The organism is Ramlibacter sp. WS9, assembly GCF_003797765.1.
GTDB lineage: Bacteria > Pseudomonadota > Gammaproteobacteria > Burkholderiales > Burkholderiaceae_C > Ramlibacter.
On record NZ_RKMB01000012.1, the window covers coordinates 1 to 14,712 of the forward strand.

Annotated in this window: 13 protein-coding genes; 10 read left to right on the forward strand and 3 right to left on the reverse strand. The window is 65.8% G+C overall.

The window, feature by feature from the left end; all coding sequences use genetic code 11:
• Window positions 1–153: 153 nt before the first annotated feature.
• Complete coding sequence (locus EEB15_RS18040) at window positions 154–693, reverse strand: carboxymuconolactone decarboxylase family protein (RefSeq protein WP_141511267.1); 540 nt, start codon at window positions 691–693, stop codon at window positions 154–156.
• 70 nt (window positions 694–763) lie between these two features.
• On the opposite strand from EEB15_RS18040, the gene dapF reads away from it, so the two are divergent.
• Genes dapF through EEB15_RS18055 form a run of 3 tightly spaced genes read left to right on the forward strand, consistent with a single transcriptional unit; the run spans window position 764 to window position 3,249 of the window.
• Entirely contained in the window at window positions 764–1,639 is an 876-nt protein-coding gene (dapF, locus tag EEB15_RS18045; protein ID WP_141511268.1) for a diaminopimelate epimerase, read from the forward strand.
• Window positions 1,636–2,328: a DUF484 family protein gene (locus tag EEB15_RS18050; protein ID WP_233259537.1), complete on the forward strand. Its 693-nt coding sequence runs from the start codon at window positions 1,636–1,638 to the stop codon at window positions 2,326–2,328. The genes dapF and EEB15_RS18050 overlap by 4 nt, the downstream gene beginning before the upstream one ends.
• A gap of 3 nt (window positions 2,329–2,331) precedes the next feature.
• Window positions 2,332–3,249, forward strand: a complete 918-nt coding sequence (locus EEB15_RS18055; RefSeq protein WP_141511269.1) for a tyrosine recombinase XerC — start codon at window positions 2,332–2,334, stop codon at window positions 3,247–3,249.
• A gap of 31 nt (window positions 3,250–3,280) precedes the next feature.
• Here the strand turns inward: EEB15_RS18055 and EEB15_RS18060 are convergent, their stop codons facing one another.
• Complete coding sequence (locus EEB15_RS18060) at window positions 3,281–4,996, reverse strand: 7TM diverse intracellular signaling domain-containing protein (protein WP_141511270.1); 1,716 nt, start codon at window positions 4,994–4,996, stop codon at window positions 3,281–3,283.
• 86 nt (window positions 4,997–5,082) lie between these two features.
• On the opposite strand from EEB15_RS18060, the gene EEB15_RS18065 reads away from it, so the two are divergent.
• The 6 genes from EEB15_RS18065 (at window position 5,083) to hslU (ending at window position 12,515) form a co-directional block, all read left to right on the forward strand.
• On the forward strand, window positions 5,083–6,267 hold the full coding sequence (locus tag EEB15_RS18065) for a class I SAM-dependent rRNA methyltransferase (RefSeq protein ID WP_141511271.1): 1,185 nt from the start codon (window positions 5,083–5,085) through the stop codon (window positions 6,265–6,267).
• Between the two features lie 58 nt (window positions 6,268–6,325).
• Window positions 6,326–7,393, forward strand: coding sequence for a GTP-binding protein (locus tag EEB15_RS18070; RefSeq protein ID WP_141511272.1), 1,068 nt, complete (start codon window positions 6,326–6,328; stop codon window positions 7,391–7,393).
• A gap of 291 nt (window positions 7,394–7,684) precedes the next feature.
• A complete protein-coding gene (dksA, locus tag EEB15_RS18075; RefSeq protein WP_233259538.1) occupies window positions 7,685–8,626 on the forward strand; it encodes an RNA polymerase-binding protein DksA in 942 nt (313 codons plus the stop codon).
• A 52-nt stretch (window positions 8,627–8,678) separates the two neighbouring features.
• The gene (locus EEB15_RS18080; protein ID WP_141511273.1) at window positions 8,679–10,595 is read left to right on the forward strand and encodes an STAS domain-containing protein; all 1,917 of its coding nucleotides are present in this window, start codon (window positions 8,679–8,681) and stop codon (window positions 10,593–10,595) included.
• 58 nt (window positions 10,596–10,653) lie between these two features.
• On the forward strand, window positions 10,654–11,202 hold the full coding sequence (gene hslV, locus EEB15_RS18085; RefSeq protein ID WP_141511274.1) for an ATP-dependent protease subunit HslV: 549 nt from the start codon (window positions 10,654–10,656) through the stop codon (window positions 11,200–11,202).
• A complete protein-coding gene (gene hslU, locus EEB15_RS18090; RefSeq protein ID WP_141511275.1) occupies window positions 11,202–12,515 on the forward strand; it encodes an ATP-dependent protease ATPase subunit HslU in 1,314 nt (437 codons plus the stop codon). The genes hslV and hslU overlap by 1 nt, the downstream gene beginning before the upstream one ends.
• On the opposite strand, the gene yjjJ is transcribed toward hslU, so the two are convergent.
• The gene (gene yjjJ / locus EEB15_RS18095) at window positions 12,512–13,876 is read right to left on the reverse strand and encodes a type II toxin-antitoxin system HipA family toxin YjjJ (protein WP_370283691.1); all 1,365 of its coding nucleotides are present in this window, start codon (window positions 13,874–13,876) and stop codon (window positions 12,512–12,514) included. The genes hslU and yjjJ overlap by 4 nt on opposite strands.
• Before the next feature lie 400 nt (window positions 13,877–14,276).
• Between yjjJ and mraZ the strand changes: the two genes are divergently transcribed.
• Window positions 14,277–14,705: a division/cell wall cluster transcriptional repressor MraZ gene (gene mraZ, locus EEB15_RS18100; protein WP_141511276.1), complete on the forward strand. Its 429-nt coding sequence runs from the start codon at window positions 14,277–14,279 to the stop codon at window positions 14,703–14,705.
• Window positions 14,706–14,712 lie beyond the last annotated feature (7 nt).

The window sequence follows — 14,712 nt, forward strand, 5'->3', positions numbered from 1 at the left end:
TCACCCAGGCCGATCGCCTCGTCCTGGGCCTGCTCTGCCAACTGCTCCATGGGACACCTCCGACTCAGCTGATGCAACAGCAGAAGGATATCTCAGAAGTCAGTGTTTAAGTTAGCGCTTATGGGATAGAGACCGGCATGACAAACGGGAGATTCAGTCTTCGGGCGTCACACCGAGCGCCACAAGAAATCGCGCCACCATGTTGTAAGTGGCGATCGTGGCGGTCAGTTCAACCAATTCGGTTGTCTCGAAACGCTCGCGCAACTGCGAGAACAGCGCATCGTCCACCTTCACGTCGAGCGTCATCCGCGCCGCGTACTGCGCCACGAGCGCCTCGGACTCCCCCAGCCCAGTCGGAACCGGGCCCGTGGGCGTGGCGGCGTATGCGGTGAGGATGTCCAGCTCCGCTTGGGTGCCGCCGGCGGCCAGGAACTCGGGTGCGTGGTGGTGGTATTCGTAGTGCGCGCCGGTGAGCAGAGCTACCGTGCAAATGCCGAATTCGCGCAGCTTGCCGCTGCCTGCAAAGCCGGTGCGCACGTTCTTGAGGTACGTGTTCCAACCACGGGCGAGCGGCTCGCTCCAGAGCAGCGCACGGTCGAGGTTGAGCAGCGCGCCGCCGCGGCGTTCCAGGACGGCTTTCACCAGGTCTTCGGGTTGGGGCTTGCGATCGGGGGTCCAGTCGGGGATGCGCATGATGGGTGCCGTGAAGAAAACAAGATGGCAGCATAAACCGCGGGCGGGCACTGCGCCGATAATCCACCCCATGCGAATCCGCTTCACCAAGATGCAGGGGGCCGGCAACGACTTTGTCGTGCTGGACGAAACGCGCGGCCCGCTCGGTCTTTCGCCTGGGCAGTACCGGTTCCTCGCGGACCGGCACTTCGGCGTGGGCGCCGACCAGGTGCTGTCGGTCCGGCCCGCGCCGGAGCCGGGCATCGACTTCGAGTACGTGATCCACAACGCCGACGGCGGCGAGGTCGAGCAGTGCGGCAATGGCGCGCGCTGCTTCGCGCGCTACGTACGCGACAAGGGCCTCACCGATCGCGACAGCGTGAAGGTGAAGACGCTGTCCGGCCTCATCGAGCCGCGCCTGAACGCCGACGGCCGCGTCACGGTGGACATGGGCGCCCCGGTGTTCGAATCCGCAAAAATTCCGTTCGACATCGCGGGCCTATCGCCCCAGATCGACGGCGCCTGGGAAAAGTGGAACCTGGCGCTGGGCACCGATTCCGCATCCGCCATCATTTCCGTTGCGATCGTGTCGATGGGTAACCCGCATGCAGTGCAAGAGGTGGGCGACGTCGACCAGGCACCGGTGCGCACGCAAGGGCCGTTGATCGAGACCCATCCGCGCTTTCCGAACCGGGTCAATGCCGGATTCATGCAGGTGGTCGACCGGTCGCATGTCCGCCTGAGGGTGTGGGAGCGCGGCGCCGGCGAGACTCTGGCTTGCGGGACCGGGGCCTGCGCCGCCGTGGTTTCCGGCATCCGCCTGCGGCGGCTGGACCCAACGGTCGACGTGGAAACGCGCGGCGGGCTGTTGACGATCGAGTGGGCCGGTGGAAATTCTCCTGTGCTCATGACCGGCCCCGCCGTCACTGTGTTCGAAGGCGAAATCGAGGTACCTGAATCACCATGAAAACCGACGGCATGAACCCGATCACCGAAGACGATATCGCCAACTACCTGGCCAATACGCCCGACTTCTTCACGCGCCATGCGCAGTTGCTGGCCGCGGTGCAGCTCACCAGCCCGCACGGCACGCGCGCCGTGAGCCTGCAGGAGCGCCAGGCCGAGATGCTGCGCGAGAAGATCAAGGCGCTGGAACACCGCATCATGGACATGGTGCGGCATGGCAACGAGAACGTGATCATCGCGGACCGGTTGCACCGCTGGGCGCGCAACCTGTTTCAGGTGCAATCGGGGCGGGCGCTGCCGGTGACCATTGCGGTCGAGATCCAGAACCAGTTCATGGTGCCGCAGGTCGCGATCAAGGTCTGGGACGTGGAGAGCCGCTACGGCAGCGAGGTCTTCGCCGAGGGCGTGAGCGAAGACGCCAAGACGTTCGCCTCTTCACTGACGCAGCCGTATTGCGGCGTCAACTCCGGCTTCGAGGCGGTGAATTGGCTCAACGACACGGCGATGGCGATGTCGGTGGCGCTCATCCCGCTGCGCGAAGGCAGTGCCAACGGCACCGGCCCGGCATTCGGCATGCTGGTGCTCTCATCACCCGATCCGCAGCGCTTCCAGAGCGGCATGGGCACGGACTTTCTCGAGCGCATCGCCGAACTGGCCAGCGCGGCGCTGTCGAGGCTGCGCAAGAGGTAGCGGATGGATATGGTCGAGCGCTACCTGGAGCACGTGCGGGTCGAGAAGCGGCTTGCGGCGCGCACGGTGGAGCTCTATTCGCTGGACCTGCAGAAACTTTGCGAGTTCGCCGATAAGGCGGGCGTCGAGTTGACGCGGGTGCAGAACGCGCATGTCCGCCGCTGGGTGGCGCAGATGCACAGCGGTGGGCGCAGCGGGCGCGGCATCGCGTTGGTGCTCTCGGGCTGGCGCGGCTTCTACACGTGGCTGGGCAAGCAGGGGCTGATCGATAGCAATCCCGTGCAGGACGTTCGCGCGCCCAAGGCAGGAAAGCCCTTGCCCAAGGCCTTGAGCGTTGACGACTCGGTGCAGCTGGCCACCTATGCGAACGAAGATGCCGATCCGTGGCTCGAAGCGCGCGACGCCGCGATCGTCGAGTTGCTCTACGGCTGCGGCTTGCGGGTGGGCGAGCTGGTGGGCCTGGACGCCGTTGCCAGCAAGGCTGCGCGCGGCTGGGTCGATCTGCAAGCGGCCGAGGCGCATGTGCTGGGCAAAGGCAGCAAGCGCCGGACGGTGCCGGTCGGCAGCAAGGCCCTGGAAGCATTGACCCACTGGATCGCGTTGCGCGGCCAAGGCGGCCATCCGGCGCAACCGGCGCTGTTCACCGGGCGGCACGGCACCCGGCTCACGGCGCAGGCCGTCTGGCAGCGCCTGAAACGCCGCAGCCAGCTTGCCGGCCTGGCCACGCCCGTCCACCCGCACATGCTGCGCCACTCTTTCGCGAGCCACGTTCTGCAATCCAGCGGCGATCTCCGTGCCGTGCAGGAACTGCTGGGCCACGCCAACATCACCACGACGCAGGTTTACACGCGGCTGGATTTCCAGCACCTCGCGAAGGCATACGACGCGGCGCATCCGCGGGCGCACCGGAAGGCCAAATGAAGTCATCCCCGCCTCCGCGGGGATGACGGGGTCAGCTTGTCAAGGTGAACACCGCCCGCTTGCTGTCGGGTGCGACGTTGTTCAAAAGGCCGGACAACCGCTCCACCACCTGCTGCGCATCGGCGCGCTCCGTCGGCACCATGGACTGCGCGACGCGCACTTGCGCCACCCATTCGATGGGTTTGTTCTTGAAGGGCATCAGGCAGCGCGCGACGATGCGTGGGCCTTCCGATGCAACATCTTCCGGCGACAGTGGCCCTTCCACCAGCATGCCGAAGCGCAGCTCCGAGAGGCGTGCCACCGCGTCGATGTCGCGCGCCGCGGTGAGCAAGCGGCCGGCTACGCGCAGCGGCAGTTCCTCGGCAGAACGCGCGCCGAAGTCGCGGCGCACCTGGTCGGCGTTGACGATGTCGATCAGCAGCACGGCACTCTGGTACTTCAGCCGCTGCGAGCGCGCCATCATCCGGCCCAGCCGCTCCGCGAATACCTGCGCATTGATCAAACCGGTGGCGGGGTCGATGCGCTCCAGGCCCTGGATGCGGCGGTTGTTCTCGCGCCGTTGCTGGCTGCGCACCATCAGGATCACGAGCAGGATCGGCAATTCCACCGCGATGCCCACCTGCATGCCGTGCATCGTCCAGAAGCTCACCGGGATCAGTCCCGCGAGCCGGGCCGTCGGGAACAGCGCGCCCAGGATGACCGGGATGTTGCCTGCCAGGAGCCACCCCGCGTAGCGGTCGCCCCGCCGGGCTGCCCAGATCACGCCGGCCAGCCCCGCGGTGGTCGCCACCGCGATGTAGGGGATCATCAAGCGCAGACGCAACGAAGGTTCGACAAAGGCGATGGCAAGCGCCACGCCGATGGACAGCAGCGCCATGCCGGTGAGGACGGCGTCGAGCTTGCGCGAGCGCTCCGGCATGGACACGGTGGCCGAGAAGAACCACATCAGCGAGCCCACGGCCAGCACCGGCATCACCATGGACGACACATCGTTCCAGCGCGCCCAGTGCGGCCACAGGTGCAGGCCGCCGATGCCGGTCATCGCGGCCTGTGCGACGCCCATGAGCGTCACACTCAGGGCATAGAAGCCGTACGCGTTGTCGCGCAACGACAGGGCACTGAGCAGGCCCACCGTCGCCGCCAGGCCCGCCAGCCCGAAGTAGATGCCGAGGATCAGCGATGTCTGCTGCTCGTGGCGGCTCAGGTAGCTTTCGCTGACGAATGTCAGCGGCGCGCTGAAGCTGTGCGGGTTCTCAATGCGCAAAAGGTATTTGCGTGGTTCCTCGGCGGAAACCACCACGGGCAGGAGCGGGTGGCGGTGCGGCACCGGCCATTCCGCCACGGCAATGGTGTCCCCGGCGGATTGCGGCGTCCATTGGCCGGTCGAGTCCGGGGTGTACAGCGTGACGCGGTTGACGGAGGGGTAGGGGACTTCCAGGTACCAGCGTTCGGCGTCCGGCGCGGGCGGGACGGTGAAGCGGATCCACAGCGCCTTGCCGGTGGTGAGGGGGTAAATGGCGCCTTGGCGCGTGGGCAGCCAGTCGATGCGGGCGTCGGTGGCCACGTTGTCGACGAGTGACTCGCCGGTGGCGTCGGTCCATGCGTCGCCCCAGTCGCCCAGCTGGACGGGTTGCCGCGCCGAGTCCAGCTCCAGCACCGTGCGCGCCCATCCGGGCGTGGCCAACGCGGCCAGCACCAGCAGCAGCACGGCGCACAGCAAGCGGCGGCCCGCGTCCATCAACCACATCGTTCGTTGTACTCCTATGGCGTTATTGTGCGCTGGCCCCCCGCGTGCGCCCTTCGCACGGGCGACAAGGCCGGACAATAGCGGCCATGAAAATGATCCGACTGAAGGAAGGCAAGGAGCGGTCGCTGCTGCGCCGGCACCCGTGGATATTCGATTCGGCCATCGCCAAGGGCGGTGGCGACCCGGGCGAGACGGTGCGCGTGGAGTCTTCTTCGGGGCAGTTCCTCGCCTGGGCGGCCTTCAGCCCCGCGTCCAAGATCCGGGCCCGGGCGTGGAGCTTCGACGAAGGCCAACGCATTGACGCCGGCTTCCTGGCCACGACCTGCCAGCTGGCGATCCGGGCGCGGGCGCGCTTCGACATTCCGAGCGACGGCGTGCGCCTCGTCCACGGCGAATCCGACGGCCTGCCGGGCCTCATCGTCGACTGCTACGGCGACACCCTGGTGGCCCAATTCCTGTCGGCGGGCGTGGAGCGCTGGAAATCGGTGCTGGCCGACGCGCTCTTGAAGGAGACCGGGCTCGCGCGGCTGTATGAACGATCGGACACGAATTCCCGCTCCCTGGAAGGGCTGCCCCCGCTGTCAGGCTGGCTCCAGGGCGATGGGTCGACGGAACTCGCGATCCAGGAAAACAACTGGCGCCTGACCCTGGACATCGCCACCGGCCACAAGACCGGCTTCTACCTGGACCAGCGCGACAGCCGGCGCAAATTCGCGGACTACACCCGGCGCCTGGGTTTCCAGCGCGTGCTCAACTGCTACTGCTACACCGGCGGCTTCACCGTGGCGGCGCTGGCGGGCGGGGCGGGGCACGTGACCTCGATCGATTCGTCGGCTCCGGCGCTGGAGCGGGCGCGTGCGCACGTCGCGCTGAACGGTTTCGACGCGAACCGGACGGACTTCCTGGACGCCGATGTCAATGCGTCCCTGCGCCGCTTCATCGAAGAAGGCCGCACTTTCGACGCCATCGTGCTCGATCCGCCCAAACTCGCCCCCACGGCTGCCCATGCGGATCGCGCCGCGCGGGCTTACAAGGACATCAACCGGCTGGCCCTCAAGCTGCTCGAGCCCGGCGGCGTGCTGTTCACCTACTCCTGCTCGGGCGGGATCAGTGCGGACCTGTTCCACAAGATCGTCGCCTCGGCGGGTGCGGATGCGGGCGTGGACGGCTACATCGGCGAAAGGCTGGGCGGCGCGCCGGATCACCCGATGACGCTGGCCTTCCCGGAAGGGGAATACCTCAAGGGCCTCGTGGTAGTGAAGAAGGCATAGGGCACCCACGCTCCGCACCGGCTAAACTGCCTCCCCTTTCCCTCTCGAAGTACCCGTCATGGCCCTCATCCCCGCCACCATCCTCACCGGCTTCCTCGGCTCCGGCAAGACCACGCTGCTCAAGCGCGTGCTGCAGGAAGCGCATGGCCAGAAGATCGCCGTGATCGAGAACGAGTTCGGCGAAGAGAACATCGACAGCGACATCCTGGTGACGGACACCACGGAGCAGATCATCCAGATGAGCAACGGCTGCATCTGTTGCACCATCCGCGAAGACCTGCGAACCACCTTGCAGGACCTGGCGGCCAAGAAGCGCAGGGGCGAATTGGACTTCGAACGCGTGGTGATCGAGACCACGGGCCTCGCCGACCCCGGCCCGGTGGCCCAGACTTTCTTCATGGACGACGAGATCGCCGAGACCTACTTGCTCGATTCCATCCTGACGCTGGTGGACGCCAAGCATGCGGCCCAGCAGCTCAACGACCGGCAGGAAGCGCGACGCCAGGTGGGCTTTGCCGACCAGATCTTCATCAGCAAGACGGATCTCGTGGCCAAAGACGAGACCGACGCCCTGATTCACCGTTTGAAGCACATGAACCCGCGCGCGCCGCAGAAGGCGGTGCATTTCGGCGAAGTGAAGCTTTCCGAGGTGTTCGACCTGCGGGGCTTCAACCTCAACGCCAAGCTGGACATCGACCCGGATTTCCTGAAAGAGGACGATGGGCACGATCACGCCCATGGCCATGATGACGACCATGAGCACGGCGAACACTGCGACCACCCGTCGCACGCAGGTGAAAGCCATGGCCACCACCATCACCACGACGACGACGTCAAGAGCTTCGTGTTCAAGTCCGAGCGGGCGTTCGACGCGGCCCGGCTGGAGGACTTCCTGGGCGCGATCGTCAACATCTACGGCCCGCGCATGCTGCGCTACAAGGGTGTGCTGCACATGCAGGGCACCGATCGCAAGGTGATCTTCCAGGGCGTGCACCAGCTGATGGGGAGCGACCTGGGCCCGCTGTGGGCCGAAGGCGAAAAGCGCAACAGCAAGATGGTGTTCATCGGCATCGAGCTGCCGAAAGACATATTCCTGCAGGGCCTTGAACAGTGCCTTGTCCAGTAGCCCTGTCTTTGTGATCGGCGCCGCGATTTTTGGGGGATTTATCGGGTAGGCTAGCGCCTTCCAAAAATAAGGCGGGGCTGGCAGATGATTGTCTCGATTCTGCAACTTATGGGATTCCCCTTTGGCACCAGAGCGTCCGGTGGCGGGGGTGAAAACCCCAACGGCAGGCGCGCGGAGGGCGACAATCAGGGTATAACTCGCTCTCATGAAGGCGACAGATCACCAAAAAAACGACAGTCGACCGATGCGCGTCAGGAACATGCGGGCGCCACGGCCGCGAGGAGACCGGATGTGAAGCCTCAATCCAAGGCCGCCAAGCCAACCGTCAAGGCCAAACCCGCGGCCAAAGCGGCCAAGCCAGCGGCGAAGAAAGCCGCACCGGCCAAGAAAGCCGCCGTGAAAGCGGCGCCTGCCAAGAAGGTTACCGCCACCAAAACGCCTGCCAAGGCCACCAAGCCCGCAGTGAAGAAACCGGCCGCGCCGGCCAAAGCCGCCAAACCAGCAGCCAAAGCCGCCGTTGCCACACAGCCCAAGGCAACCCCTGTGAAGACTCCCGCCGCCGCACCCGCCGGCCCGGCACTGCCTAGAGCGATGCCCCCCCGTCCTGACGCCGCCACTCTGGGCGCCGAACCGGCACGGGCCACCAAACCATCGGCGCGCCTGGCGCAGATCACGGTGCCTTCCATGGCGCAATCCGTGGCCTCCACAGCCGCCAAAGCAAGCTATACCCAGACAATGGCACCCTCCGTACTCACTCCTCCCCCCCTCGTGGCCATCAAGAAAGATCCCAAGCTCGCCAACAACTGGAAGACCAAGCCGGTCGAAGAGCTGTCGGACGCCGAGGTCCTCGCCATGCCCGATGGCGAATACATGAATGACAAGCAGATGGCGTTCTTCCGCCTGAAGCTGACCCAGCTGAAGCAGGACATCCTCAACAGCGCCGGCGAGACGACCGAACACCTGCGCGAAGACACCGTCATCGTGCCGGACCCGGCCGACCGGGCCACCATCGAGGAAGAGCATGCGCTGGAACTGCGCACCCGCGACCGCGAGCGCAAGCTGCTCAAGAAGATCGAGCAGTCGATCGGCCGCATCGATGCCGGCGACTACGGCTACTGCGACGAAACCGGCGAGCCCATCGGCGTCGGGCGCCTGCTGGCGCGGCCCACGGCCACGCTGTCCCTGGAAGCGCAGCAGCGCCGCGAATTGAAGCAGAAGATGTTCGGGGACTGAACAAGGCCCCACCTTCTTCCTACCCGCAGTACCCCAGCCCACACTACCCGCCATGCCGCCGAAGGAAGAGAACACCGGCTTGCTGTCGAAGGTAGTGAAGTTCGTCAAGAACCCGACGACGAACTGGGCTGACCTGGACCAGCAGGAGTCCGATCGCGAGAGCAGCTACTCCAAGCAGATGCTCAAGGAGATGATCGAGCGCAAGCGGCGCAACGATTTCGTCCGCAAGCGCGAGTTCGACATGCTGCGCAAGATGCGCCGCAGCGAAGTGATGGCGGGGCAGGACCCGGCGGCGCGCCCGTCCTTCTTCCAGAGCTCGATGCCGTCCAAGCCGGACGACCGCGCCACCACCCTCAAGAAGATCGACGAGATCGAGGCGCAGATGTCCATGCAGTGGTGGAAGACCAAGCATGGGGACCCCACCAGCCGCAGCGGCAGCAGCACCAATTTCCCGATGTCGTCGCACTTGCCGCCCGATGCGGCGAGCCGCCCGGCCGGCGCGCCGCCGATGCGGTCGACGGCCTACACGCGGACGGAGCCGGCACCGCTGGATACGGGCAAGGGCGAGGAAAAGACGACCCCGATCGAGCTCGAGCAAATGCTTGACTCCGTCGCCTCGAATTCGCTCTCGGCGCAGTTTGGGGCCAGCAGCCTGTCGCCGCCGGAGCCGGCGCCGCGGGTTCGGGCCGCGCCCCCGGTCCCCGAGCCTCCCGCACCCGTCGCGCCGGCACCGGTGGCGCGCCCGCCGGCAGCCCCTGCGGTCTCGGCCGCGACGCCCGCGCAAGGCCCGGTGTCGGAGCCCGGCAGCAACGCCAGCACAGGGTTTTCCGCATCGAAGCTGTTCGCGATCGACGTGGACGAATTCGCGCACGACCCCGAACTCGAGGAAGCCTCGATCCGCTTTGCCAATGGCGACGATAACGGCGCCGAGGCGGGGCTGATGGAAGTGCTGAGCCCGCAAGGCGCGCGCATCGACCACGACGAGACCTGGCTCACGCTGTTCGACCTGTACCGTGCCACCGGGCAGCAGGACCGCTTCGAGACCGCGGCCATCGATTTCGCGGGCCGCTTTGGCCGCTCGGCCCCCCAGTGGTTCTCGATTCCCGAGGCCGTCGGGCGCATGCACGCTGCGCCCGCTGCGCCTTCTGACGCCAAGCAACCACCCCCCAACTGGATTTGCCCGGCCACCATGGGCACACAGACCGTGGTCGCGATGACCGTGGCGCTCGGCAAGGCCCCGCCGCCGTGGCGCCTGTCGTGGGTCAAGCTCAACGCCATCGACGAGGCCGCGGTCGAGCCGCTCACCAAGCTGTTCACCCAGTGGGCAGGGCAGCCGGTCCAACTGCGGTTCATCGGCGCCGATAATTTCGAGAGGGTGCTGAAGAACGCCACGCCTTCGGGTGACAAGGGCGTCAACCCTTCGTGGTGGAAGCTGCGCATGGAAGTGCTGCGCGTCATGCACCGGCCCGACGAGTTCGAACTGGTGGCGCTGGATTACTGTGTCACCTACGAAGTGTCCCCACCCTCGTGGGACAGTGCGCGCTGCGAATACAAGCCGCTCAGCGAAGACGGCAGTTACGTCGCGGGCCACACGGTCATCGGAGAAGCCTTCCGCGACTCGCTGTCCTCCGGCATGAGCATGGGTTACAGCGACACGCACGCGGCTGCCCTCAACTCGCAGATGTCCAACATCGCCACCGTCGAGTTGGCGGGGCAGATCCTGGGCGACGCGACCGAGGCGCTGGGCATGCTCGAGAACAAGCTGATGGGCGCCGATGTCATGATCATCTCTTGCGCCCGGCTGATCCGCATCGATTTCTCCGCGGCGGGCACGCTGCTCAACTGGGTGACCGCGCGGCAGGCTGAAGGGCGGCAGGTACAGTTCGTCGAGGTGCATCGCCTCGTGGCCGCGTTCTTCAACGTCATCGGCATCAGCGAACACGCGCGGGTGTTGGCGCGCACGGACTGAAACGCTTCGCGCGAGGCACAGCCTTGCAATTCGCGGGGCCTATCCCAAACTGGACAAGATGGAACAATTTCACGGCACGACCATCGTCAGCGTGCGGCGCAAGGACGCGTCCGGCCGCTGGCAGGTGGCGATAGGCGGCGACGGCCAGGTGACGCTGGGCAACGTGGTGGTCAAGGGCACGGCGCGCAAGGTGCGAAAGCTCTACCACGACAAAGTGGTGGCAGGCTTTGCCGGCGCCACGGCCGACGCCTTCACCTTGTTCGAGCGCTTCGAGGCCAAGCTGGAAAAGCATCAGGGCCACCTGGTGCGCTCGGCCATCGAGCTCACGAAAGACTGGCGCACCGATCGCGTGCTGCGGCGGTTGGAAGCGATGCTGGCGGTCGCCGACACCGAGGCGTCGCTCATCATCACCGGCAACGGCGACGTCCTGGAGCCCGAGCACGGCATCATCGCCATCGGCTCCGGCGGCGCCTATGCGCAGGCCGCGGCCAAGGCGCTGCTGGACAACACCGAGCTCAGCGCGAAGGACATCGTCAAGAAGTCGCTCGAGATCGCCGGCGAGCTGTGCATTTACACCAACATGCACCACACCATCGAAACGCTCTAATGTCCAGCATGACCCCGCAGGAAATCGTTTCCGAACTCGACCGGCACATCGTCGGCCAGGCGGACGCCAAGCGCGCTGTCGCCATCGCACTGCGCAACCGCTGGCGCCGCCAGCAAGTGGATGAGAAGCTCCGTGGCGAGATCACGCCGAAGAACATCCTGATGATCGGCCCGACGGGCGTGGGCAAGACCGAGATCGCCAGGCGCCTTGCGCGGCTGGCCGATGCGCCTTTCATCAAGGTGGAGGCGACCAAGTTCACCGAGGTCGGCTACGTCGGCAAGGACGTCGACTCCATCATTCGCGACCTGGCCGAGATGGCCGTGAAGCAGACCCGCGAATCCGAGATGCGCAAGGTCCGCTCGCGCGCCGAAGACGCCGCGGAAGAGCGCGTCCTCGACGTGCTCGTGCCGCCGCCTCGCATGGGCGAGCCGTCCGGCGAGAGCACCGCGCGCCAATCGTTCCGCAAGAAACTGCGCGAAGGTCTGCTCGCCGCTGCGGAGATCGAGATCGACGTGGCCGAGCCGCGCCAGCAGCTGGAAATCATGGGCCCGGCCGGCATGGACGAAATGACCGAGCAGTTGCGCGGCATGTTCAGCCAGCTGGGCGGCACCAAGCGCAAGACGCGAAAGCTCAAGGTTCCGGAGGCGATGAAGCTGCTGACGGAAGAAGAGGCCGCCAAGCTGGTCAACGAGGACGAGATCCGCACGGCCGCGATCCACAACGCCGAGCAGAACGGCATCGTCTTCATCGACGAGATCGACAAGGTGGCCTCGCGCAGCGAGAGCGGCGGTACCGACGTCTCGCGCCAGGGCGTGCAGCGCGACTTGCTGCCTCTGGTGGAAGGCACGACCGTGTCCACCAAGTACGGCCCGATCAAGACCGACCACATCCTCTTCATCGCGAGCGGCGCGTTCCACCTCTCCAAGCCCAGCGACCTGATCCCCGAGCTGCAGGGGCGGCTGCCGATCCGCGTCGAACTGCAGTCGCTGTCGGTGCAGGACTTCGAGGCCATCCTCACGCAGACGCATGCGTCGCTGGTCAAGCAGTATCAGGCGCTGCTGGCCACGGAAGGCGTGGAATTGGAGTTCGAGCCGGCCGCCATCACCCGCCTCGCGCAGATCGCCTATGACGTCAACGAGCGTACCGAGAACATCGGCGCGCGGCGCCTCTCCACGGTGATGGAGCGCTTGCTCGACGACATCAGCTTCAACGCGCTCAAGCACGCCGGCCACACTTTGATCACCGCCGACTACGTCGACAGCCGCTTGAAGGACCTGAGCCGCGACGACGACCTGTCGCGGTACATCCTTTAGCCAGGCCGCTGGAAAGGCGGTTCGGCGGACGTGGCGCGGGCCACGCGCCGCCCGCGCGCAAGCTGGCCGGCGTGACGTTCGGCGAGCGCGCGAAACTCGCCGGAGACGCGTTCGTCTTGCGCGACGGCCTGCCAATACGTGCGGGCCAGCTCGCCGGCCTGCTTCCACGGGCGCAGCGTCTCGGCCGTGGGCGCGAGCGCGCCGGGATCGAAGTCGCGTTCCACCAGTTCGCCGTTCACCGGTGCATAGATCATGGGCAGCGTGTCGTAGGCCGGTGCCATGATCCAGTCGCCGCGTTCGATCAGCAGCGATATGTTGCCGTAGTGCCTGTCCGTGTTGCCGATCAGCCGGCCGAAGGCTTCCAGGAAGCGCAGGCGGTCGGCGTCGCCGTCACTCAGCAGGCTGCGAGCAGCCATGCGGGTGGCGGTAGCCGCCCAGTTGTCGATCTGGCCGACGTATTCGCTGTCGTAGGCGAGCAGCGACACCATGCCGATGCGTCCTTCCTCCGTGCGATCGAAGCGCCGCACTTCGAGAAAGACGCGTCCGGAAGCGACCATCACTTGCGACGGCGCGGCCGCAAATCCCGCCGTTGCGAGCGTCTGCAGCGCCACGTGTTCGGCCACCAGCAAGTCACGCCAGCGCTGCTCGACGGGCGATGCACCCGCAGGCGAGAACTTGACGATCACGTGCGCGCCGTCGCGCTCGCGCACAGTACAAAACTTCGGCTGCTCGCCGCCAGCCGATGAGCCGGGCAGGGCGCCTTGCATCGCCGCATCGGCGAGCGCCGGGTAGTCGCGGTCGGCGGTGCGCGGTGGCGGCCCGAGCTTCAGGTAGCGCTCGAAGGATTCGGCGCCAATGATGAGGTTGCCGGGCAGGTCGTCACCCGCCAGGCAAAGCGCCTTGAGCACGCCGTCGTCGCTCCAGTGGTCGGGGTTGGCCGCCACCCGGAGTTCGGGATGCATATGGGCAAAGGTGCGGCCCATGAAACCCTGGGGGCGCATGTCGGCCAGGAACCAGGGCAGGCCGGCGTGCAAAGCCGAAGGGCCATCGTCCTCGTCCACCCAGAACCGGCCCTCGGTCACGGGGATGAGGGTGCCAAACGGCGAGACATCGCCCCGCTCGTCGACCTTCATGATGGGAACGATCGCAGTGGCGCTGGCGCCTTCGACGCCGCGCGGCATCACATAGGCCTGGGAGCGCGCGCGGCCCACCTTGAGTACCTCGCCCGCCGCGAGGAGCGGCGCCAGTGCGCGCGAGACCGACGCCTGGCTGGCCTGGCAGATGTCCTGCAGCTGCGCACTGCGCGCCGCCCCCGCCGCCTTCATGGCCTGGCGCACCCGATCAACCAGCGCAGCGTCCAAGAAATCTCCCCTGAATCGATTTGTGAATAGATACCGAAAGGCAACCTGCCTCCTGGAGAATAGCAAATAGAATAGAAAACAGGAAGAGAGCACCGAAGCAGGGGGTGCAACGCCGTGGATTGCAAAGGCTCGGCAAGGCAGCGCTCACATTCGCTAACACTGTGTCGGGGCCTCACGTATCACTTGCAGAGCCACAGCTAAGTGCTTAATTTAGAACGATTTTCAGTGACGGTCGAGCTTAAAATATCGTTCTAAGTCTTTGATTTCATTGCGAATTTTCAGCAGAACCCAGCTTGCGCTGCAGAGTTTTCCTGATACAGTGCAAAAAAGTGCAATTAAGTGGTGAATGGTGCGTTCGCACTCCACGGTTGCGCTGCATTTGTAGCAAGGGCTCACACAGGTGTTTCAAGGCGCGTCGTCACTCAGTCTCGATGGAAAGGGCCGGCTCTCAGTGCCGACCCGGCATCGTGACGTGCTGGCCGCCACCGCCGAGAACCAGCTCACCATCACGCGCCATCCGCATGGCTGCCTGATGATCTTTCCCCGGCCGGAATGGGAAAAATTCCGCGACCGTATCGCCGCGTTACCCATGGAAGCGCAGTGGTGGAAGAGAATCTTCCTGGGCAACGCAATGGACGTAGAACTCGACGGCACGGGCCGTGTGCTGGTCTCGCCCGAACTGCGTGCCGCAGCCGGCATCGAGAAGGAAACGATGCTGCTGGGCATGGGCAACCACTTCGAGCTCTGGGACAAGGCGATGTACGAGGCCAAGGAAGCGGAGGCGCTACGCGGCGATATGCCCGGTGTCTTCAAGGATTTCTCTTTCTGAGAGCAAG

Coding starts and splice junctions, on each gene's coding strand:
- EEB15_RS18040 (WP_141511267.1), bottom strand. CDS start 693: ATGCGCATCCCCGACTGGACCCCCGATCGCAAGCCCCAACCCGAAGAC.
- dapF (WP_141511268.1), top strand. CDS start 764: ATGCGAATCCGCTTCACCAAGATGCAGGGGGCCGGCAACGACTTTGTC.
- EEB15_RS18050 (WP_233259537.1), top strand. CDS start 1,636: ATGAAAACCGACGGCATGAACCCGATCACCGAAGACGATATCGCCAAC.
- EEB15_RS18055 (WP_141511269.1), top strand. CDS start 2,332: ATGGATATGGTCGAGCGCTACCTGGAGCACGTGCGGGTCGAGAAGCGG.
- EEB15_RS18060 (WP_141511270.1), bottom strand. CDS start 4,996: ATGTGGTTGATGGACGCGGGCCGCCGCTTGCTGTGCGCCGTGCTGCTG.
- EEB15_RS18065 (WP_141511271.1), top strand. CDS start 5,083: ATGAAAATGATCCGACTGAAGGAAGGCAAGGAGCGGTCGCTGCTGCGC.
- EEB15_RS18070 (WP_141511272.1), top strand. CDS start 6,326: ATGGCCCTCATCCCCGCCACCATCCTCACCGGCTTCCTCGGCTCCGGC.
- EEB15_RS18080 (WP_141511273.1), top strand. CDS start 8,679: ATGCCGCCGAAGGAAGAGAACACCGGCTTGCTGTCGAAGGTAGTGAAG.
- hslV (WP_141511274.1), top strand. CDS start 10,654: ATGGAACAATTTCACGGCACGACCATCGTCAGCGTGCGGCGCAAGGAC.
- hslU (WP_141511275.1), top strand. CDS start 11,202: ATGTCCAGCATGACCCCGCAGGAAATCGTTTCCGAACTCGACCGGCAC.